Source organism: Arthrobacter sp. 35W, from assembly GCF_000482545.1.
GTDB lineage: Bacteria > Actinomycetota > Actinomycetes > Actinomycetales > Micrococcaceae > Specibacter.
In genome coordinates, this window is sequence record NZ_KI519455.1 from 599,445 (window position 1) to 619,520 (window position 20,076).

Below are 20,076 nucleotides of genomic sequence, written 5' to 3' on the forward strand. Positions count from 1 at the left end.
TAGATGCACACCCGCAGGTGCGTCAACACTTTGTCAGTACAAACTTTGGGGTTCACAGACTTGGACCTGTCCACTGGAGGAACCATTGTCCACTCCCCCGTCCCGCCGCGCCGCCACCATCCTGGACGTCGCCGCGCGCGCAGGCGTTTCAAAATCCGTGGTCTCCCTGGTCCTACGCGGCACCGGCTACGTCAGCGCCGCCAAACGGACGGCTGTGGAAACAGCCATGGCGGAGCTGGACTACCGGCCCAATGCCGCAGCCCGGGCCATGGGCGAATCACGCAGCCGCACCGTCGGTGTGGTGCTCAACGACATGCGCAACCCCTGGTTCGTCAGCGCCGTCGAGGGGCTCAACGCCACGCTCAACGAGCACGGCATGCAAATGCTGATGGGTGACTTTCGGTTGGACAGCCGCAGCGGCGAGTCCCTGCTCCGCAAGCTGCTGGAAATGAACATCGAGGGCCTGGTGCTGGTGGGAACCATGCCGCCCAGTGGCTCGCTGGCCGCCGCCGCAGCCCAGGTGCCCACCGTGGTGCTGGGGGCACCCTCCCCGCCGGGGCCCAACGTCACAGTCGTCACCAACGACGACGGCGCAGGCGCCCGTCTGGCCGTGGAGCACCTCATCGGGATCGGGCACCGCAGCATTGCCCACGTGGCGGCCCCCGGCACCGCCGTCGGTGCTGCACGCCAACGCGGCTATGAACAGTCCATGGCCACGGCCGGGCTGGAGTCCTTTGTCCAGGTTGCCGCCGGTGGATTGACGGAAGAGGAGGGCTACCGGGCCGGCATCGGCCTGCTCTCCGGCCGGAACCGCCCCAGTGCCGTCTTTGCCGTCAACGACATGGCCGCCCTCGGCGTGCTCTCCGCCGCGGAGGAACTCGGCCTCGCCGTGCCGGCGGACCTATCCGTGGCCGGCTACGACAACACCCCACTGGCCCAGCTGCGCCGCATCAGCCTCACCTCGGTGGACAATGCCAGCCGCGAGGCCGGGCAGCGGGCCGCCGAGATCCTGCTGGCCAGGCTGGTCCCGGGTTCCGCGGTCCCGCAGGACCAGATGCTGCCGCCCACCCTGGAGGTGCGCGGCAGCACGGCAGCCCCGCGGCCGGCTATGCGGCCGACGGACTGAAGGCTCCCCGGAAGGCTGCCAGGGCAGCCTCGCTGTCGGCGCTTGCCCATGCCTCCATCCCGACAGTGCCGGTGTAGCCGGCGTCGGCCAGCGCGCGGTGCACCGCGGCATAGTTGATTTCCCCGGTGCCGGGTTCACAACGGCCCGGCACATCCGCCACCTGGACCTCGCCGACAAACGGCAGGGATGAGCGGAGCAGTTCGATCAGGTTCCCCTCCCCCAGCTGGGCGTGGTAGAGGTCGAGCATCATCCGGGCGCTGGGGTGGCCGGCCGCCTCGACCAGCGCCCGGGTGTCCTTGGCCCGGGCCAGCGGGATCCCTGGATGGTCCAGCACTGTGTTGAGGTTTTCCAGACAGAACGTCACACCGTGCGCAGCCCCCAGCTCCCCCAACCGCTGCAGCGTCCGTGCCCCGGTGGCCCACATGGTCCCCGTGGACCGAAAGACCGGCCGGGCGGCCTGCCCGTCCACCAGCTCGGCGGAGTGGACCACCATGCGGCTGATCCCCAGTTCCAATGCCGTGGGAATGAGCTCCGCAGCGGTGCGGACCACCTCGTCCGCCGTGTCCGGGTCCACAAGGGAGCCGGCGCTGTACCCGGTCATCGAGGAAAAGACGGCGCCGGTGGCCTTGAGCGCGGGGATGTCCTTCGGGCGCGAGTCCCACAATTCGACGTCGAAGCCCAGGTCATCGATGCGCCGCACCCGCTCCACAAAGGGCAGCTCCGTAAAGAGCATTTCCGCGCAGGCGGCCAAGCGCATCAGGCACCCTTTCCGGCAGGCAACCGGTCGAGCCGGACGGGGGTGCCCTGCTGGACGGATTCGATGCAGGCCAGCGCCATGCGCAGTGCCCGGCGCGCATCCTCCGGTCCCGGAGCCGCCGTTCCAGCGGGGGCTGCCGCACCCTCGCGGCGGCTGCGGATGGTGGCTGCGAAGTCCGCCAGCTCGCCGATGTACGCCTCGCGGAAGAGCCCAATGTTCAGCCGCGGGGTTGCCGCGGACAGGCCCTCCACCGTGTAGCGGCGGGCCGCGGTTTCCGTCGCCCGGCCGGCCTGGACCATCCCTCGGGACCCAAACACCTCACCCCGGATGTCGTAGCCATAGAGTGCACTGAAACTGGCCTCCGCCACGGCCAGGGCGCCGTTGCCGTAGCGGATGGTCACCACAGCAGTGTCCAGGAATCCGGCCGCTTTGAATGCCGGTTCCACCAGCGCATCGGCCAGGGCATGGATCTCCACCGGCTCGGCGCCCTCGTTGAACCAGTTGAGCGTGTCGAAATCGTGGATCAGGGTTTCCAGGAAGATGGTCCACGCCGGGGTGCGCCCCGCCTGGGGAATGCTGCCGGTGCCGGGATCGCGGGTGAGCGAGCGCAGCAGCTGCGGCCGGCCCACCACACCGGCGGCAATGTCGGCTTTGGCGGCTGCGAAGTCCTCGGCATAGCGCCGGTTGAAGCCAATCTGGAAAACCACTCCGGCGGACTCCACCTCGGCCAGCGCTGCATCCAGCTCCGGCAGTGCCAGGCCCGCCGGCTTTTCACAGAAGACGTGCTTTCCGGCCCGGGCCGCCTGGGCAATCAACTCCGCATGAAAGCGGGCCGGGCTGGCGATGACGACGCCGTCGATCGCCGGATCCGCGAGCAGGTCCGCGGCGTCCGCCGTCACCTTGGCGACGCCCAGCCGGGCGGCCAGCGCACTGGCCGCCTCCAGCGCCGGGTCCGCGATGGCCGCCAGGGTGGCGCCCGGGATGTGCCGGGCAATGCTCTCGGCATGGAAGGCGCCCATCCAGCCGGAGCCCACCAGCCCCAGCCGTACTGGCGGCTCTCCTGCCGTTGGCTCTGTTTCGATGTAGGCCATGGGCCCGTCCTTTCCTCGGTTGGTCCTCGTTTGGGTTGCTGCACGCGCACAACTAGATCGATCTAGCAAGCGGGGTTAATGCCAGTCTCGCACAGCCTCCGGGAAATATCTAGATCGATCTAGTAGCATGGTTGAACGAGCATCCAGCGCACCAGGAGATCACGTGGCAGCCACACCCCGCCCCACCATGACCGACGTCGCAGCGGCAGCCGGCGTTTCCCGGGCCCTCGTGTCGATCGTCATCCGTGGTGCCACCGGAGCCAGCGAGGCAACGCGGGCACGGGTCCTGGCGGCCGCCGCGGACCTCGGCTACCGCCGCGACACCCGTGCCCGGTTGCTCCGCAGCAGCCGCACCGCCATGCTGGGCGTCGCATTCAACGTCACCGAGCCCTACCAGGCCGAACTCGTGGAGCTGCTCTACGAGGCCGCCGAGTTGGCCGGGTATGGGATTACGCTCAGCGCCACCGGCCCCCGGCGCAGCGAGCAGCAAGCCATCGAATCACTGCTGGATCTGGGGGCCGAGGCATTGATCCTGCTCTCCCCTGAAACGCCGGAAGAGGTCCTTGCCGCACTGGGACTGCCGGTGGTCTCCCTGCTCCACCCCCTGCGTGCCGGCGCCGTCGGGAGCGTCTCCACCGACGAGGCGGCTGGAATCTCCCTGGCGATGGAGCACCTGCGGTCCCTGGGGCACCACCGGATTGCCCACATCGACGGCGGTTCGGCCGTCGGCTCCGCCGCCCGCCGCCAGGCCTATCTGGAGTTCATGCACCTCCAGGGCTGGGGTCCGTCCGCCGCCGTCGTTTCCGGGGGGCCCAGCGAGGCCGATGGCTCCCGGGCCGCCCGGGAGCTCCTGGACGGCGCCCGGCGCCCCGGAGCGGAACCGCACACCGCCGTCGTCGTCTTCAACGACCGCTGCGCCCTGGGGGTGCTGGATGTTTTCGGCAAGACCGGCCTCAGCGTCCCCGGGGACATCTCCGTGGTGGGCTACGACAACTCGCGGCTGGCCCGGCTTGGGCACATCAACCTGACCTCGATCGGCCAGGACGGGGCGCAGTTGGCTGCCCGGGCCGTCCAGGCCGCCGTCTCAAGGATCGACGGCGGACCCGTGGTCCACGAGGTGGTGGCGCCCTATCTGGAACCCGGCGGGACCACGGCGGCACCCCAGTGCGAGCCGCCCGGAGGGCCGGCGATCCCGTAGCCGCACGGCAAAACCCCCGACTGCCGGCACCAGTGCCGCCAACCGGGGGTTCACGCCGTGGCTCAGCCCTGCCGCTGGCTGGACACTCCGGCCACCTCGGCAACTTCGGCCACTTCGGCCTGGACCTCCTGGACGACGTCGCTGTGGCCACCCAGCTCTGCGAGTTCGTGGGCCAGCTCGGCCAGTTCCGCACCGCCGGCCATCTGGGCCGTCAGCTCCTCGAGGGTGACGTCCTTCTTGTCGTAGTAGCCGATCGACTTGCCCCGCTTGAGCAGCAGGAACCTGTCGCCCACGGGGAAGGCATGGTGCGGGTTGTGGGTGATGAAAATGACCCCCAGCCCGCGGTCGCGGGCCTGCAGGATGTAGCGCAGCACCACACCGGACTGCTTCACGCCCAGGGCCGCCGTCGGCTCGTCAAGGATCAGCACCTTGGCCCCGAAATACACGGCGCGGGCAATTGCGACACATTGGCGCTCGCCACCGGAGAGCTGGCCGATGGGCTGTTCGACGTCGCGCAGGTCGATGCCCATCGCCGCCAGTTCCGCCAGCGTGATGTCCTTCATCTTCTGGACGTCCATGCTCTTGAACGGGCCCCAGCCGGTGGTCAGCTCGGATCCGAGGAAGAAGTTGCGCCAGATCGGCATGAGCGGGACGACGGCGAGGTCCTGGTAGACCGTGGCGATGCCCGCGTCCAATGCATCCCTGGGGGAACTGAACTTTCGTTCGGTGCCCATGATGTGCAGCACGCCCTCATCATGCTGGTGGAGGCCGGCAATGATCTTGATCAGCGTGGACTTGCCGGCGCCGTTGTCGCCCAGCACGCAGGTCACGCGGCCGTTGTCCACGGCCATGGTGACATCGCGGAGGGCGATGATGTTGCCGTAGTGCTTTCCCACGCCGTCGAGCGAGAGCAGGTGGACGGGCGTATGGGTCAGTGGATCTTTTTCATCTTTGAGCAGCGTCTGCTGGTCGATCTGTTTGGCATTCATTGGCCTGGCCCCTTACTTGAGTTCTGCTCGGCGCTTGACGATGAGGTTGACGATGGTGGCCAGCAGCAGCATGAGCCCGAGGAAGAACTTGAACCAGTCGGGGTTCCACTGGGCATAGACGATGCCCTTGTTGGCCATGCCGAAGATGAAGGCACCGATCGCCCCGCCCACGGCCGAGCCGTAGCCTCCGGTGAGCAGGCAGCCGCCAATCACCGCGGCGATGATGTAGAGGAATTCGTTGCCGACACCCTCACCGGACTGCACTGCATCAAAGGCGAAGAGATTGTGCATGCCCAGGATCCAACCACAGAAGCCCACGGCCATGAAGAGGCCGATCTTGGTCTTGGTGACGGGCACTCCGACGGCGCGGGCCGCGTTCGCGTCGCCGCCCACGGCGAAGATCCAGTTGCCGACCTTGGTGCGCAGCAGGATCCATGAGGCCACCGCGACCAGGATGATCCAGATGAAGATCGTGTTCTTGAATTCGATGCCTGCGATGTTGATGCTTGAGGCGAAGATGGCCCGGGCGGATGCGAAACCGTCCATGGTGGCGATCGACGGCGAGGACACACTCCCGCCGACTGCCCGCGTGAGGGCGAGGTTGAGGCCCGTCAGCATCAGAAAGGTTGCGAGCGTGACGATGAAGCTCGGCAGTTTGGTCTTGATCAGGATGTAGCCATTGATGAATCCAATTCCGAGGGAGACCCCGAGCGCCAGCACGACACCCACCCAGATGTTCGTCGAGAAGTACCAGCTGAACAGTGAGGCCGTGAGCGCGGACGAGATCACTGCAACACCTGCGGAGAGATCGAATTCGCCGCCAATCATCAACAGCGCCACCCCCACCGCCATGATCCCGATTGTCGAGGACCCGTACAGCACCGTCGAAAAGGCGCTCGGCGTCAGGAAGGTGCTGGAGACGAGCGAGAAGAAGATGAAGAGGACCACAGCACCGACGAGTGCACCTACCTCGGGGCGCCCCAGAAGCTTCTGGAACGGACTGCGCCGCCCCATCCGCTCGTCGCTGCGTGACCCGGACTTCGAAGCCGGCGCCGGCGGCAGGGTTGTTGTGCTTGCCATGGAAAAACTCCTTGTTGGTCAGGCCGCGCGGCGGCGGTTGTCCGCCGCGCGGCCAGAGGCCTGGATCTAGCGGATGCCCTGCTGGGCGAATGCGAGGACGCTTGCGGCGTTGGACTTGTCCACGATGGTGGGTCCGGTGAGCACCGGCTGGCCGCCACCGATGGTGAATCCGCCGCGCTTCTTCTGCCACAGCGCGTCAACGGACATGTAGCCCTGGAGCCACGGCTGCTGGTCAACGGTGAACAGAACCTTGCCGTCCACGATGTCCTGGGCCAGTTCGGCATTGAGGTCGAAGCTTGCCACCTTGGCCGCGCTGCCGGCGTCCGCGGCGGACTTGATCAGCGTGACGGTGATCGGGGCGCCGAGGCCGATGACGACGTCGACGTCCTTCGAGGCCTGGAGCTTGGCGGTTGCGGTGGACTGGACGGCCGTCATGTCCTGGCCGTTCACATACAGGATCTCCGTGCCGGGCACCTCTTCCTTGACGCCGGCGCACCGGGCCTCCAGACCCACGTGGCCCTGTGCCTGGATGACGCAGACCGGATGCGTGAAGCCTTCCGCGGCCAGCTTGGTGCCAACAGCCTCACCGGCGAGCTTCTCGTTCGATCCGAAGTGGGTAAAGGCGCCAAGGGCGACGGAAACGTTCTCGCCCGCATTGAGGCTGACGATCGGAATTCCGGCGTCCGATGCCTTCTTCAGGACATCCTTGAGTGCATCAGGCGTCGCCAGTGTAACGGCGATGCCATCCACCTTCTGGTCAATGGCCTGCTGCACCAGCTGCGCCTGCCGGCCGGCTTCGGGATCATTGAGGTACTGGAGGTCAACGTTGTCCTTCGCAGCCGCTTCCTCGGCGCCCTTGCGGACAATGTCCCAGAAGGTGTCGCCGGAGGGTGCATGGGTGATGAGGGCTACCTTGATCCGCGGGGTGCTGGCGGCCTGGCCGCCGCCACCGGCGTTGCCGGTTTCAGCAGGCTTGCCGCCAGTGCTGGAACAGGCACTGAGGGCCAACATCGGAACAACAGCCGCCACGAGGGCGGCCTGTCGCCAGGAAAACTTCTTCACTATTTATCTCCTTCGATAAGGTGCAGCCTTGCCACTCCGCGGGAGTTGAAAGCCGTCTACTCAGATCATGGTGACTCATCTCACAAATGTCAATACTTTGTCCTGACATTAGGATGTTTTGACGTATGAGATGACGTGAAGCGGCCAGATTCCGGGCCAAAAAATTGTTGCGCTCCAATTCCCCGGCGCCCGACATTCGCGTGGCGGCCGGGGCCCATGCCGGGTTACTGCCCGGGTTGCTGCGCGGGGCGGGCCGTGGTGCTGCGGACCGCGAGGACCGGCTCGATCAGCGTGCGCTGGGGCCTGATGGCAGGATCCTGGATCCGGGCGAGGAGCATGCGGGCGACGTCGGCACCGACCAGGTCGCTGCGGTTGTCGATCGAGGTCAGGTCCAGATACCGCGACTTCGCCAGCGGTGAATTGTCGTAGCCAATGACCGAAACGTCGTCAGGGACACCCAGCCCGCGGGCCTTGAGCGCGGCGAAGGCGCCCATGGCCATCGTGTCATTGGCCGCGAAAATCGCCGTAATGCCGGGATGCTGGTCAAGCAGCCAACAGGCGGCAGCATAGCCATCCTCCTCGGAGGTCCCGCCCGATTCGCCCGCGATCAGGACCTCCATTCCGGCCTCTCGCATGCGGCTGTGGAACCCGTCCCGGCGGTGGGCCGCCGCACCGCCAGTGCCCGAGAGGTGGCCAATGCGCGTATGCCCAAGCCCCAGCAGGTGGTCGACGGCCATCCGGCCGCCGCCGTCGTCGTCGCTGGTGACCAGGTCCGCGCCGTCCGGCACGCCGTTGCGCCAGCCGGCCACCACCGTGGGCACCCAAAAGCGGTCCAGCATGGAATCGCTCGGTTCCGCAGCGATCACCAGCCCATCCACATGCATGGACAACAGCCCATCGGTGGCCTCCTGGATGCGGTTTTCCCCGGGCTGGGAATCGGCCAACGTGACCTGGTATCCATGCACCGACAGTGCGGACTGCATGCTTCGCAGCAGATCCACAAACCACAGGTTCCGATAGTCGTCGATCACCAGGCCAATGCTCTTGGTCCGGTTGCTGGCAAGGGTGGTCGCCGCCCGGCTCGGGCGGTAGCCTAGGTCCGCGATGGCCGCCTGCACCGCCTCGCGGCGCTTGTCGCTGACCCTCGACGGCGACTGGAGGACCAGGGACACCAGCGATGGCGAGACTCCTGCATGCTTGGCGACGTCATAGATCGTCGGGCGGCGGGTTCTGGGGCTTGGCGCATTCATGGGACGGGAACCTTTCTTCTCTGTCTTGAGGATATCCACTGGATCATTGACAGGACATACTCACATGATTAGGCTTTGAATCCAGCGCAAATTGTAGCGCTCCAAAATGCCGTATCGGGTGCCCGTCACCCCGGCTGAATTTCGAAGGAGAAATCAATGGCTGAAAGCCTAGGGGTTGCCGTCATCGGTGCCGGGATGGCCGGCAAGGCCCATGCGGCGGCCTACCGGACCGCGTCCACCCTGTACAGCCCGGTGCTTCCCCCGGTGCGCCTCGTCTCGATCGGCGACGTCAACGCAGAGTTCGGCTCGCTGGCAGCCCGCCGTTTCGGCTACGAGCGCCACGACACCTCGTGGCAGGCCATCGCGGAAGCCGACGACATCGACGTCGTCAGCGTGGTCATCGCGAACTCCCTCCACCGCGAGGTGGTTGAAGGCCTGCTGGCCGCCGGCAAGCACGTTCTGTGCGAGAAGCCGCTCAGCGACTCCCTTGAGGACGCCCGGGCCATGGCCGATGCAGCACGCAATGCGTCCAGCATTGCCCGGATCGGCTTCACCTTCCGCCGCACGCCGGGCATTGCCTACATCCGCGACCTCATCCGCAACGGCGTCCTGGGCAACGTCCTGCACTTCAGCGGCCGCTACTGGACCGACTACGGATTCAGCCCCGATGCCCCCATGAGCTGGCGCTACAAGGGCGGCCCCGGTTCCGGGGCGCTGGCCGACGTCGGAAGCCACCTGGCCTACGTCTCCGAGTTCCTCTGCGGAGACATCAAGTCCATCAGCGGAGGCCGCCTGAGCACCGTGATCAACAAGCGTCCGCTGCCGCTCGGTGCCGTCATGGGACACGACCACGCTGCCGTCAGCGACACCTTTGAAGCCGTGGAGAATGACGACTACGCAGCCTTCTCCGCCGAGTTTGCAACTGGTGCCGGCAGCTTTGAAGTCTCCCGCGTTGCCGCTGGACACGCCAACAGCCTGAACTTTGAGGTGTTCTGTGAGAACGGAGCCGCCAAGTTCGACCAGCGCCGCCCCGCCGAAATCCAGCTGTTCCTCAATGATGGCTCGGGAAACCAGAACGGCTACCGCCAGGTCATCCTCGGCCCGGGCCACCCCTACATCGCCGGCGGCCTCGCCATGGACGCTCCCGAGGTCGGCTTCGGCCAGAACGACGCCTTCGGCTACCAGGCCCGGGCCTTCCTCGAGGAAGTGGCAGGCCTCAGCGAGGCAGAATCGCTGCCCCGCTGCGCCACGTTCGACGAGGGCGTGCGCAACATGGAACTGCTCGGCGCCGTCACCGAGTCCGCGCTCAACCACGGAAAGGAAGTCACGCTGTGAAACTCGGCGTCTACAATGCAATCCTGCACGACCGCCCCCTTCCCGAAGCCTTGAAGGTCATTGCCGGCCTCGGTCTGACGGGCATTGAGATCAACACCGGCGGGTTCCTGCCGGCGGTGCACGTGCCCACGATGGACCAGATCCTTCTCAGCGATGCCGCCCGTGACGACTACATGGCGATTTTCGAGGGCACCGGCGTTTCGATCGCGGGCCTGAATTGCAACGGCAATCCGCTCCACCCCAACCGCACGATCGGTGGCAAACATGCCGAGGACATCCGCCGCTCGATCCGGCTTGCCCATCGGCTGGGGCAGGACCGCGTAGTGACCATGTCCGGCCTGCCCGGCGGCGAGCCGGGAGCCACAGTCACCAACTGGATCGTCAACGCCTGGAACTCCGCCGCACTGGACGTGCTGGACTACCAGTGGGGAATCGCCGCCGAATTCTGGAAGGAAACCGACCGCTTGGCCGCCGACCATGGCGTCAGGGTGGCCCTGGAACTGCACCCGCAGAACCTCGTGTTCAATACGGCCGATGTCCACAAACTCATCGAGCTCACCGGCGCGACGCATGTCGGCGTCGAGCTGGACGCCTCCCACCTGTTCTGGCAGCAGATGGACCCCGTTGCAGTGGTCCGTGAGCTCGGCCCACTCGTGTTCCAGGCCGCAGCGAAGGACGTCCGCGTCAACACCGCGAACGCCGCACTCTACGGCGTGCTCGACAACAGCTTCCGACGGCTCTCGCCGGATGAGGAGCGCACCAACCTCGGCGGCGATGAATGGGCCAATGAGTGGCCGAAGAACTCCGCCTGGGATTTTGTCGCTCTGGGACGCGGACACGACACGGCGTTCTGGACCGAGTTCCTGCGCGCCCTGCACGACGTGGACCCCGGGATGCTCGTCAACATCGAGCACGAGGACGTATCGCTGGGCCGGATCGAAGGGCTCGAGGTGGCGGCCAAGGTCCTGCGGGATGCCGATGCGGCCCTCGCCGGCTCGCTGCATCCGGCGGTCTAGCACCTGCAGACAGACACCTTGGGGCGGCGCACATGCGCCGCCCCAAGGTGTCTGAGGAATGTTCCATCCGGCCACACCACCAGCAGAAACGGAAGAGGAATCATGCGCATTGGCATTGTTGGCTACGGAGCAGGCGGTCGGTACTTCCACGCCCCCTTCATTAAAGCGGCGGAGGGCATCGAACTGGTGGGTGTGGTGGCCCGTTCCCAGGACAAAAGGGCGCAGGTAGGAGCGGATTTCCCGGGCCTGCCGGTCTATGGAAGCCTGTCCGAGATGCTCGACGCCGGGGTGGACGCTGTGGCCATCACGACGCCGCCGCACACCCGCCACGGCCTTGTCCTGGAAGCCATCGCGGCCGGCGTGCATGTTGTGGCCGACAAGCCCTTCGGCCCCAACGCGGAGGGCGGGCGGAAGCTCGCCGAGGCCGCCGAAGCGGCCGGTGTGGTGCTCAACGTCTTCCACAACCGGCGGCGCGACGCGGACTTCCTCACCTTGGCCAAGGTCCTGGCCTCGGGAGAGCTGGGGACAACGTGGCGGGTCCATTCGATCATGGACCAGAACCATGCACAGACCCTTGAACTTGGTGCCACCGGCGGCCTCCTCCGGGACCTCGGCAGCCACCTTGTGGACCAGATGCTGTGGCTGCTGGGGCCGGCAACCCACGTGTACGCGACCCTGGACTGGACCGACCGCTTCGGCGAGCTGACGGACTGCGGCTTTGCCGTCACCATGACCCACGCCTCAGGGGCTGTCTCGACGGTGTCCGCCAGCAAATTGAACCATTCGACCACCCGGGAGCTGCGCGCCTACGGCAGCGAGGGCAGTTACATCGCCTCGGGTGCCGACGTCCAAGCCGATGCGCTGGCCGCCGGACGCAGGCCCGCCGCGGAACCGGAAACCTGGGGCATTGACGTGGCGGAAAATTGGGGAATCCTGGCCACTAGTGCCGGCCGCAGACCCATTCCGTCCGCCCAGGGGAACTACGCAACCTTCTACACAGAATTTGCCCGGGCCGTTCGCGGCGGGGGCCCGGCGCCGGTGCCGGCCCAGGAGGGGATCCGAACGCTCGAGGTGCTCGACGCCGCCCGCCGAAGCGCACAGGAGCGCTGCGTGGTCGCGCTCTAGCCGCCCCTGCACACAAAGGCCAGGTGCCGGCCCCCAGGGGGCGGCACCTGGCCTTTGCCTGTGGCAATGCAGACTGGGGTCTACTTGGCCGCGGCCGTTTGCTTGAAAAAGTGCTCCAGCTCTTCCAGGGTCTTGCCCCGGGTCTCCGGAACCACGCGCTTGACCCAGACGATGGCCACCAGCTGCAGCGCGACGAAGATGATGAATGTGGTGGAGACACCGATCCACGAGACCAGCTGTGGAAAGGAGAAGCCGATCAGGAAGTTGATCATCCACAACACAAAAACGCAGATGCCCATCCCCAGCCCACGTACGTGCAGCGGGAAGATCTCGGACATGGTCAGCCAGGTGACGGTGCCGATGCACGACTGCATGGAGGCCAGGAAGGTCACCATGAACAGCAGCACCAGATAGCCGCGGAGAGTGCCCTCCGGCAGCAGCATGGAGATCACGGCGATGGCCAGCAGCGACGCGGCCGTGCCGCCCAGGCCTGCGATCAGCATCGGTTTGCGCGCCACGCGCGTCATGAAATACATGCCGACGATGACGGCCACCACGGAGGTGACGCCGTTGAGGATGTTGGCGATCAGGGCACCCCTGTCGCCGAATCCCGACGTCGAGAGGATGGACGTCCCGTAGTACATGATGGCGTTGACGCCGCTGATCTGATTGATGATGGCCATGCCCAGGCCCACCACGAAGATCCTGCGGATCCAGGGAACCGTGAGGTCCTTGAAGGTGCCGAGCCTGGATTGGTAGTCCTCCCGGGCTGCCTGGCGCACCTCATCGAACTCGGCCGAGACGTCACCGGCCGCGCGGGTGCTCCGCAGGACCTCCAGGACGGCCTCGAAGCGTCCGGCCGATGCCAGCCAGCGTGGGCTCTCGGGCAGCACCAGCATCCCGAACCAGAGGACGACGGCCGGCAGCGTCGCGATCACCAGCATCCAGCGCCATACATGCATGGATTCGGGGAAGATATTGCCCAGCACGGCATTGAAGGTGAAGGCCAGGAACTGGCCGGTGACGATCATGAGCTCGTTCTGCGTGACGATCCGTCCGCGCTGGGCCGCCGGCGACATTTCCGCCAGATACACAGGTACAATCACCGAGGCACCACCGACCGCCAGTCCCAGCAGGGTCCGGGCGGCGATCAGCAGTTCCGTGCTTGGCGCGAAGGTGCAGGCGAGGGTGGCCACGGCGAAGACCAGGGCCAGGCCCATAATGGTCCTGCGCCGGCCGAAGCGGTCCGAGAGCCGGCCGGCGCTGATGGCGCCCAATGCCGCACCAAACAGCAGGGTGGATGTCACCAGCCCCTCGGTGAGCGGCGTCAGGCCGAGATCCTTTTGCATGAACGGCAGGGCGCCGTTGATGACGCCTGTGTCATAGCCGAACAGCAGGCCGCCGAAGGTGGAGAACAGCGCAACCTTCCGCATGAACTTCTTCGGGTTGGCCCCCGCGGCCGGTTTAGTGGGGCCGGCGCCCGGGGACTGGACGGCGGCGGGATTCGTCATGGTTTGCTTCAAGCCGGCCGCCACTATTTCACCTTGTCGATGTACTGGCCCATGGTTTCGCGCTGGTAGCGGGACACGTCCTCCGCGTTGTCATCCTCGGCAAAGACGCTGGAGACCATCACGGTGTTGTCCTTGTCCAGGAAGCCGATTTCCTTCAGGCCGCCGAAGAACTCGTCCCAGTTGACGTCGCCGCCGCCGATCTTCAGGTGCTGGTGCACCCGCACGGCGTTTCCGGGCGGGTTGGTGATGTAGCGCAGTCCGTGGGAGGCGTGGTGGTCCATGGTGTCCGAGACGTGGACGAGGCGCAGCCTGTCCCCTGCGGCCCGCATGATCTCCAGCGGCTTGTTGCCCATGTGGAAGGAGTGCGAGGCGACGTAGACCATGCCGATGTTGGGCGAGTTGACGCCGCGGATGACGCGGATGGCGGCGAGGCCGTCCTCGACGAAGTCGTCGGGGTGCGGGTCGATCAGGACATCCAGACCCTCGCGCTCGATGATCGGCAGCAGTTCCTCCATGGAGCGGTAGAAGGCGCGTTCGGACTCCTCGGCCTTCTCGGGTCGGCCGCTGAACTCGGTGTTCATGGTGCTGACGCCCAGGTCCACGGCGATCTGGATGGCACGCTTCCAGTAGCGGACTGCCGCTTCGCGGGCATCCTCATCCGGGCCGGACCAGCGCAGCACGGGAAGCACAGAGGCGATTTCCACGCCGGCGTCCTTGCAGGCCTTGTTCATCTGGGCGACGAGTTCATCGTCGGCCTTGGGGTGGTTGAAGAACGGAATCATGTCCGCATGCGGCGTCAGCTGCAGGTACTTGTAGCCGAGGTCGGCGGCAACGCGCGGAAATTCCAGCAGGCTGTGGCTGTGGTGGAACGGGGTGGGGTCCAGGGCAATTTTCATCGTCACTCCTTTGTATCGTCAAACGGTTCTGCCCAAGGGCGCATCGGCGGAAACGCGGATGGCCGACCGCAACTGCCGGCCGGCCACCCGGTGCACCCCAGAGGTTTAGTTGTACAGGTCCGGCCTGGTGTTGAGCAGGACCTTGACCTTCTCGCCCGATTTCTGGGCTTCGACGCCGGCCTCGCAGCAGGCGGCGGTGGCGTAGCCGTCCCAGGCTGTCGGACCGCCGACCTCGCCGCGCAGCGCTGCGTCGACCCAGGCCTGGATTTCGACGTCGTACGCGGCACCGAAGCGCTCCTCGAAGCCAGGGGTGACGGAGCCGCCCCAGCGGCCGGCGGTGCGGATGTAGGGGCCGGCGTCGTTGCCGATGCTGACTATGCCGTCCTCGAAGGTGGCCTGGGTGGCCACCTCGTAGCCGAACTTGGCGTTGACATAGATCTCCACGTCGGCCAGAACACCTGACTCGGTCTCAAGCAGCACGTGCTGGGGATCGTGCTGCCCCGCCGGGGCATTGCGCGTGGCCTTGCCCAGGCGCACCTGCACCGAGGTGATTTCCTCCCCGGTGAAGAAGCGGATGGCGTCGAACTCGTGCACCACCGAGTCGTTGATGAGCATCTCGTTGGTAAAGCCCTCGGGGGTGTTCGGGTTGCGGTGCTGGTGGTGGAGCATGAGCAGCCCGCCGAGGCCGCCGTCGCGGATCACGGAGCCAAGGGCGGCGTATTCGGCGTCGAAACGGCGCATGAAGCCGACCTGGATGCGCTTGCGGCCCAGCTTCTCCTCGGCCTGGACGATCTTCCAGGCGGACTCCGCATCAGGGGTGAGCGGCTTTTCGCACAGGATGGGGATGTCATGGTCCAGCGCCGTGTAAAGGATGTCCTCGTGCAGGAAACCCGGGGTGGCGATGAGAACGGCGTTGACGTCGCCGTTGGCCAGGGCCTCCTCGGCACTGGCCAACGCCACGGCACCGGGGATGCCTTCGATGGCGGCCTGGGCCCGGGCCAGGTCGACGTCGACGACGGCGGCCACCTCGGCACCGTGGATGCGGGTGTTGAGGCGCTTGATGTGGTCTGCGCCCATGCGTCCGGCCCCGATGACGGCTACGCGGAGAATCTCGGTCATTGTCGTGTCCTTAAGTGTCGGAAGTGCTAAAGGGGCGGGTCAGTGGACTCGGGTGCGGGAGCCGCAGGAGAGCAGGTAGTTCCGGGTGCGCTTGGCGATCGGCATGGGAACGTCGAAGGCCACCGGGTACATGTCCTGCTCCACGATGCCGAAGATCGGACGGTTGAGGGCCTCGACCGCCTCGATGACGGCGCGCAGGTCCGGAAGGCCGCTGGGCGGTTCGGTCATGACGCCGGCCAGATTGGCCGCGGCCCAGGTCAGGCCCTCAGCATTGACCTTGGCCAGAATGTCCGGGTTGATCTGCTTCAGGTGCAGGTAGCCGATCCGCTCCGGGTGGTTGGTGATCAGCTCCAGGCTGGATGCTCCGCAGTACTCGGCGTGGCCGGTGTCCAGGCACAGGTTCAGCAGCTCCGGATCCGTTTCGGCCAACAGGCGCTCGATGTCCGCCTGCGCACCCACGTGGGAATCTGCATGCGAGTGGAACTGCTGCTTCAGGCCGAAGTCCTTCAGCAGCACCGCGCCGAGCTTGTTGTGCCCGGCAAAGAGGTCCGCCCAGGCCCGCTCGGTCAGCTGGCCGCTTTCCACGGCCTCCCCCGTCACGTCGTCGCGCCACATGGCCGGGATCACCACGATGTTCTCCCCGCCCATGGCGGCAGTGAGTTCGGCGACGTCGCGCGCCGGCTTCCAGGCCTCGTCCCACTGCTGGGCGCCGCGGTGGAAGGCCGTGAACACGGTTCCGGCCGATACCTGCAGATCGCGGGCTTTGAGCTCTTCGGCGAGCCGGGCCGGATCGGTTGGCAGGTAGCCATACGGGCCCAGCTCGATCCACTTGTAACCGGACTCGGCCACCTCATCGAGGAAGCGCTCCCACGGCGTCTGCTTCGGATCATCGGCGAACCAGACACCCCAGGAATCCGGAGCCGTACCAATGGTCAATGTGTTCTCGGTCATCGCAGCCTGTTCTTTCTCGGTCACGCCCAGCTGTGTAGCAGTAGATGCTCCTATGGGGCTCCATAGGAGCATCTACTGCTATACAGCTGGGCAGGGGGCTAGTTGGAGGGGAAGTTGTAGGAGGCTCCCGAGGCGTGGGCCGGCTCCGGCCAGCGGGAGGTGATGACCTTGCCACGGGTGTAGAAGGACACGCCCTCCGGACCGTAGATGTGCTTGTCGCCGAAGAGCGAATTCTTCCAGCCGCCGAAGGAGTGGTAGGCGACGGGGACAGGCAGCGGCACGTTGATGCCGATCATGCCGACATCCACCGAACGCTGGAACTTGCGGGCATTGGCGCCGGAGGACGTGAAGATCGCGGTGCCGTTGCCGTAGGGGTTGGCGTTGATGAGCTTGATGCCGGCATCGAGGTCTTCAACGCGGACGACGACGAGGACCGGTCCGAAGATCTCCTCCGTGTACGCCGTCATCTCAGCGTTGACGTAGTCGATCACGGTGGGGCCGACCCAGAACCCGTCTTCATGGCCGGGAACCACCAGGTCGCGGCCGTCCACCACCATGGCGGCGCCGGCGGCTTCCGCCTCGGTGACAATCCGGACGATGCGCTCCTTGGAGGCGGGGGTGATGACCGGGCCCATCTCGGCACCGGGCGCGGTGCCGTTGTCGACCTTCACGGCCAGGGCACGCTCTTCGACCTTCTTCACCAGCAGGTCCGCGGCATCTCCCACGGCCACGGCCACGGAGATGGCCATGCAGCGCTCACCGGCGGAGCCGAAGGCGGCGGCGGCGAGGTGGTCTGCCGCATTGTCCAGGTCGGCGTCGGGCATCACGATGGCATGGTTCTTCGCACCGCCCAGGGCCTGAACGCGCTTGCCGTGCGCGGTGGCAGTCTCGTGGACATACTGGGCGATGGGCGTGGAACCGACAAAGGAGATGGCGTCCACATCGGGGTGGGTCAACAGGCCGTCGACGGTTTCCTTGCCACCGTGCAGCACCTGGAAGACGCCGTCAGGCAGGCCGGCCTCGGTCCACAGCTTGGCCAGCAGCATCGCCGGGGAGGGATCGCGCTCGGAGGGCTTGAGGATGAAGGCGTTGCCGGTGGCGATGGCAATGGGGCACATCCACAGCGGCACCATGACGGGGAAGTTGAAGGGCGTGATGCCCGCAACCACACCCACGGGCTCACGGAAGGAAAAGACGTCGATGCCGGTGGAGGCCTGGTCCGAGTACTCGCCCTTGAGCAGCTGCGGAATGCCGCAGGCGAACTCGATGACCTCCAGGCCGCGGCCGATCTCGCCCTTGGCATCGGAGAGGACCTTGCCGTGCTCGGCGGTGATCAGGACGGCCAGCTCGTCCACATGGGCTGCGACCAGTTCGCGGAACTTGAAGAGCACGGTGGTGCGCTTGGCCAGGGACGTCTCGCCCCAGGAGTCGGCGGCATTGCGGGCGGCGGCCACTGTGGCGTCCAGGTCCACCTGGTTGGCCAGGCGCAGCTGCGCGGTGACGGCACCGGTGGCCGGGTTGTAGACGGGCTGGGTGCGCGCCGACGTGCCGGCGCTCGGGGCACCGTTGATGAAGTGCTCGATGGTGGCCAATGTTTGTGTTGCAACATCATTCATGACTGTGGACTTCCTTGGTTCAGCCGAGCAGCGTGCGCTGGCGGGTCTTGTGGTCGGTGTAGGTGGCGAAGGCCCGCTGGGTGGATTCGAGCTCGGACGTCTGGGAGACGGGAACGTCCCACCATGATTCGGAGCTGGGTGCGTCAAGCAGTGGATCCGATTCGATGTAGATGACGATCGGCCCGGAATGCTCCGGCGCGTCCTTGGCCTGGCCAACGGCGGCTTCCAGATCCTTGATGGTGTCCTCGCCGGAGGCCACCCGGATCACGCGGGCGCCCAGGCTTTCGGCGTTCAGGGCCAGATCGATCGGCAGTGTCTCGCCGTCGTCGAAGGAATGCGCCGCCGGATCGAGGTGGCGGTACTTGGTGCCGAACCGCTGCGAGCCCAGCGACTCCGAGAGTGCGCCGATGGAGGCATAGCCGTGGTTTTGGATCAGCACCAGGATCAGTTTGATCTTCTCGGCCACAGCCGTGACCAGCTCGGTGTGCATCATCAGGTAGGAGCCGTCACCCACCATGACGACGACGTCGCGCTGGGCGCCGCCGGCGGCCGCCTCGGCGAGCGCCGCGCGCTTGACGCCCAGACCGCCGGGGATTTCGTAGCCCATGCAGGAGTAGGCATATTCGACGTGGTAGCCAAACGGATCCGCCACGCGCCACATCTTGTGCAGGTCGCCGGGGAGGGACCCTGCCGCGCAGATGACAACATCCTGGGGGTCCATGGCGCGGTTGGTGGCGCCGATGATCTCGTTTTGCGACGGCAGCGGGGTGTAGCGGGTGTCGAAGGCGTCATCGACGACGGCGTCCCAACGCTTCTTCTGCGCCGCCACGTCCCGCTCCAGGTCGCCGCCGACGCGGTAGCCGCCCATGGCCTGGTTCAGCTTGACCAGTGCCTTGCGGGCATCGGCCACGATGGGCAGCGACGTGCCGTGCTTGTAGGCGTCCAAGGGTGCGACGTTGATGTTGATGAACCGTACGTCCGGGTTCTGGAAGGCCGTCCGCGAGGCGGTGGTGAAGTCCTCGTAGCGGGTGCCGATGCCGATGATCAGGTCCGCTTCGGCGGCGATGGCGTTGGCCGCCGTCGTGCCGGTGGAGCCGATGGCTCCGAGGGAGAGCGGGTGGTTCCACGGCAGGACGCCAACGCCGGCCTGGGTGTTGCCCACCGGGATCCCCGTGGCTTCGGCAAACCTGGCCAACTCGCCGTCGGCATAGGCGTAGAGCACCCCGCCGCCGGCGATGACCAGCGGCCGTTTGGCGGCGCGGATCGCCTCAACTGCACGGCGGATATCATCGTCCTCCGGCTCCGGGCGGCGGACGCGCCATTCGCGCTCGGCCAGGAACTCATCCGGCACCTCGAAGGCCTCGGCCTGGACATCCTGCGGCAGCGAAATGGTCACGGCCCCTGTTTCGGCCGGGTCCGTCAGGACGCGCAGGCCGCTGAACATCGCGGAGAACAGCTGCTCCGGCCGGGACACCCGGTCGAAGAACTTCGAGAGCGGGCGGAACGCATCGTTGACCGTGATGTCGTAGGCGTAGGGCTGTTCGAGCTGCTGCAGCACCGGATCCGACGCGCGGGTGGCAAAGGTGTCCGAGGGCAGCAGCAGCACGGGCAGCCTGTTGGTGGTGGCCAGCGCGGCACCGGTGAGCAGGTTGGTGGAACCCGGGCCGATGGAGGTGCTGATGGCAAAGGTCTGGCGGCGGCGGGTGTGCCGGGCATAACCCACGGCCTGGTGCGCCTGTGCCTGCTCATTGCGGCCCTGGTAGTAGGGCATCAGGGTTGGATCGTTGAGCTGGTACTGCTTGAGCGCCTGTCCGACACCTGCCACATTGCCGTGCCCGAAAATGCCAAACATGCCCGGAATCAGGCGGCCGCGGTATTCCTGGCCATCGATCGTGTCGACGGTGTACTGATTGCCGAGGAACTCCACTACGGCCTGGGCAACCGTCATTGTGCG

Annotated in this window: 17 protein-coding genes; 5 read left to right on the top strand and 12 right to left on the bottom strand. The window is 66.4% G+C overall.

What is annotated here, in order from left to right; genetic code table 11:
* Window positions 1-85 precede the first annotated feature (85 nt).
* Window positions 86-1,126, top strand: coding sequence for a LacI family DNA-binding transcriptional regulator (locus tag K254_RS23445; protein WP_035750238.1), 1,041 nt, complete (start codon window positions 86-88; stop codon window positions 1,124-1,126).
* Here K254_RS23445 and K254_RS0114910 read toward each other — a convergent pair.
* Window positions 1,107-1,883 carry a TIM barrel protein gene (locus K254_RS0114910; protein ID WP_026556046.1) on the bottom strand — a complete coding sequence of 259 codons (777 nt, stop codon included), beginning with the start codon at window positions 1,881-1,883 and terminating at the stop codon, window positions 1,107-1,109. The two genes, K254_RS23445 and K254_RS0114910, sit on opposite strands and share 20 nt — an antisense overlap.
* Window positions 1,883-2,974, bottom strand: coding sequence for a Gfo/Idh/MocA family oxidoreductase (locus K254_RS0114915; RefSeq protein ID WP_026556047.1), 1,092 nt, complete (start codon window positions 2,972-2,974; stop codon window positions 1,883-1,885). The genes K254_RS0114910 and K254_RS0114915 overlap by 1 nt, the downstream gene beginning before the upstream one ends.
* A gap of 163 nt (window positions 2,975-3,137) precedes the next feature.
* On the opposite strand from K254_RS0114915, the gene K254_RS0114920 reads away from it, so the two are divergent.
* Entirely contained in the window at window positions 3,138-4,172 is a 1,035-nt protein-coding gene (locus tag K254_RS0114920; protein WP_026556048.1) for a LacI family DNA-binding transcriptional regulator, read from the top strand.
* 62 nt (window positions 4,173-4,234) lie between these two features.
* Here K254_RS0114920 and K254_RS0114925 read toward each other — a convergent pair whose 3' ends face one another.
* The 4 genes from K254_RS0114925 to K254_RS0114940 all read right to left on the bottom strand — a co-directional run bounded on the left by K254_RS0114925 (window position 4,235) and on the right by K254_RS0114940 (window position 8,553).
* Window positions 4,235-5,161 carry an ATP-binding cassette domain-containing protein gene (locus K254_RS0114925; RefSeq protein WP_026556049.1) on the bottom strand — a complete coding sequence of 309 codons (927 nt, stop codon included), beginning with the start codon at window positions 5,159-5,161 and terminating at the stop codon, window positions 4,235-4,237.
* Window positions 5,162-5,173: 12 nt separating this feature from the next.
* Window positions 5,174-6,241, bottom strand: coding sequence for an ABC transporter permease (locus tag K254_RS0114930; RefSeq protein WP_026556050.1), 1,068 nt, complete (start codon window positions 6,239-6,241; stop codon window positions 5,174-5,176).
* 66 nt (window positions 6,242-6,307) lie between these two features.
* Window positions 6,308-7,303, bottom strand: coding sequence for a substrate-binding domain-containing protein (locus tag K254_RS0114935; protein WP_026556051.1), 996 nt, complete (start codon window positions 7,301-7,303; stop codon window positions 6,308-6,310).
* Window positions 7,304-7,527: 224 nt separating this feature from the next.
* Window positions 7,528-8,553, bottom strand: coding sequence for a LacI family DNA-binding transcriptional regulator (locus K254_RS0114940; RefSeq protein ID WP_026556052.1), 1,026 nt, complete (start codon window positions 8,551-8,553; stop codon window positions 7,528-7,530).
* A 156-nt stretch (window positions 8,554-8,709) separates the two neighbouring features.
* On the opposite strand from K254_RS0114940, the gene K254_RS0114945 reads away from it, so the two are divergent.
* The 3 genes from K254_RS0114945 to K254_RS0114955 all read left to right on the top strand — a co-directional run bounded on the left by K254_RS0114945 (window position 8,710) and on the right by K254_RS0114955 (window position 12,029).
* Window positions 8,710-9,888 carry a Gfo/Idh/MocA family protein gene (locus K254_RS0114945; RefSeq protein ID WP_026556053.1) on the top strand — a complete coding sequence of 393 codons (1,179 nt, stop codon included), beginning with the start codon at window positions 8,710-8,712 and terminating at the stop codon, window positions 9,886-9,888.
* Window positions 9,885-10,904, top strand: a complete 1,020-nt coding sequence (locus tag K254_RS0114950) for a sugar phosphate isomerase/epimerase family protein (RefSeq protein WP_026556054.1) — start codon at window positions 9,885-9,887, stop codon at window positions 10,902-10,904. The genes K254_RS0114945 and K254_RS0114950 overlap by 4 nt, the downstream gene beginning before the upstream one ends.
* Window positions 10,905-11,006: 102 nt before the next feature.
* Window positions 11,007-12,029: a Gfo/Idh/MocA family protein gene (locus K254_RS0114955; protein WP_026556055.1), complete on the top strand. Its 1,023-nt coding sequence runs from the start codon at window positions 11,007-11,009 to the stop codon at window positions 12,027-12,029.
* Window positions 12,030-12,109: 80 nt separating this feature from the next.
* Here K254_RS0114955 and K254_RS23450 read toward each other — a convergent pair whose 3' ends face one another.
* The 6 genes from K254_RS23450 to iolD form a co-directional block, all read right to left on the bottom strand.
* Window positions 12,110-13,540, bottom strand: a complete 1,431-nt coding sequence (locus K254_RS23450) for a sugar porter family MFS transporter (RefSeq protein WP_035750636.1) — start codon at window positions 13,538-13,540, stop codon at window positions 12,110-12,112.
* A 23-nt stretch (window positions 13,541-13,563) separates the two neighbouring features.
* On the bottom strand, window positions 13,564-14,436 hold the full coding sequence (locus tag K254_RS0114965; RefSeq protein WP_026556056.1) for a sugar phosphate isomerase/epimerase family protein: 873 nt from the start codon (window positions 14,434-14,436) through the stop codon (window positions 13,564-13,566).
* A 105-nt stretch (window positions 14,437-14,541) separates the two neighbouring features.
* Window positions 14,542-15,555, bottom strand: coding sequence for a Gfo/Idh/MocA family protein (locus K254_RS0114970; protein ID WP_026556057.1), 1,014 nt, complete (start codon window positions 15,553-15,555; stop codon window positions 14,542-14,544).
* A gap of 39 nt (window positions 15,556-15,594) precedes the next feature.
* A complete protein-coding gene (locus tag K254_RS0114975; RefSeq protein WP_026556058.1) occupies window positions 15,595-16,506 on the bottom strand; it encodes a sugar phosphate isomerase/epimerase family protein in 912 nt (303 codons plus the stop codon).
* 98 nt (window positions 16,507-16,604) lie between these two features.
* On the bottom strand, window positions 16,605-18,122 hold the full coding sequence (locus K254_RS0114980; protein ID WP_026556059.1) for a CoA-acylating methylmalonate-semialdehyde dehydrogenase: 1,518 nt from the start codon (window positions 18,120-18,122) through the stop codon (window positions 16,605-16,607).
* A 19-nt stretch (window positions 18,123-18,141) separates the two neighbouring features.
* Window positions 18,142-20,070 carry a 3D-(3,5/4)-trihydroxycyclohexane-1,2-dione acylhydrolase (decyclizing) gene (gene iolD / locus K254_RS0114985; RefSeq protein WP_026556060.1) on the bottom strand — a complete coding sequence of 643 codons (1,929 nt, stop codon included), beginning with the start codon at window positions 20,068-20,070 and terminating at the stop codon, window positions 18,142-18,144.
* Window positions 20,071-20,076 lie beyond the last annotated feature (6 nt).

Excerpts from the sequence above, each read along its gene's own strand:
- K254_RS0114930 (WP_026556050.1), bottom strand. The coding sequence starts at position 6,241 with ATGGCAAGCACAACAACCCTGCCGCCGGCGCCGGCTTCGAAGTCCGGG.
- K254_RS0114915 (WP_026556047.1), bottom strand. The coding sequence starts at position 2,974 with ATGGCCTACATCGAAACAGAGCCAACGGCAGGAGAGCCGCCAGTACGG.
- K254_RS0114975 (WP_026556058.1), bottom strand. The coding sequence starts at position 16,506 with ATGACCGAGAACACATTGACCATTGGTACGGCTCCGGATTCCTGGGGT.
- K254_RS0114980 (WP_026556059.1), bottom strand. The coding sequence starts at position 18,122 with ATGAATGATGTTGCAACACAAACATTGGCCACCATCGAGCACTTCATC.
- K254_RS0114955 (WP_026556055.1), top strand. The coding sequence starts at position 11,007 with ATGCGCATTGGCATTGTTGGCTACGGAGCAGGCGGTCGGTACTTCCAC.
- K254_RS0114965 (WP_026556056.1), bottom strand. The coding sequence starts at position 14,436 with ATGAAAATTGCCCTGGACCCCACCCCGTTCCACCACAGCCACAGCCTG.
- K254_RS0114910 (WP_026556046.1), bottom strand. The coding sequence starts at position 1,883 with ATGCGCTTGGCCGCCTGCGCGGAAATGCTCTTTACGGAGCTGCCCTTT.
- iolD (WP_026556060.1), bottom strand. The coding sequence starts at position 20,070 with ATGACGGTTGCCCAGGCCGTAGTGGAGTTCCTCGGCAATCAGTACACC.
- K254_RS0114945 (WP_026556053.1), top strand. The coding sequence starts at position 8,710 with ATGGCTGAAAGCCTAGGGGTTGCCGTCATCGGTGCCGGGATGGCCGGC.
- K254_RS0114925 (WP_026556049.1), bottom strand. The coding sequence starts at position 5,161 with ATGAATGCCAAACAGATCGACCAGCAGACGCTGCTCAAAGATGAAAAA.
- K254_RS0114970 (WP_026556057.1), bottom strand. The coding sequence starts at position 15,555 with ATGACCGAGATTCTCCGCGTAGCCGTCATCGGGGCCGGACGCATGGGC.
- K254_RS0114940 (WP_026556052.1), bottom strand. The coding sequence starts at position 8,553 with ATGAATGCGCCAAGCCCCAGAACCCGCCGCCCGACGATCTATGACGTC.
- K254_RS23450 (WP_035750636.1), bottom strand. The coding sequence starts at position 13,540 with ATGACGAATCCCGCCGCCGTCCAGTCCCCGGGCGCCGGCCCCACTAAA.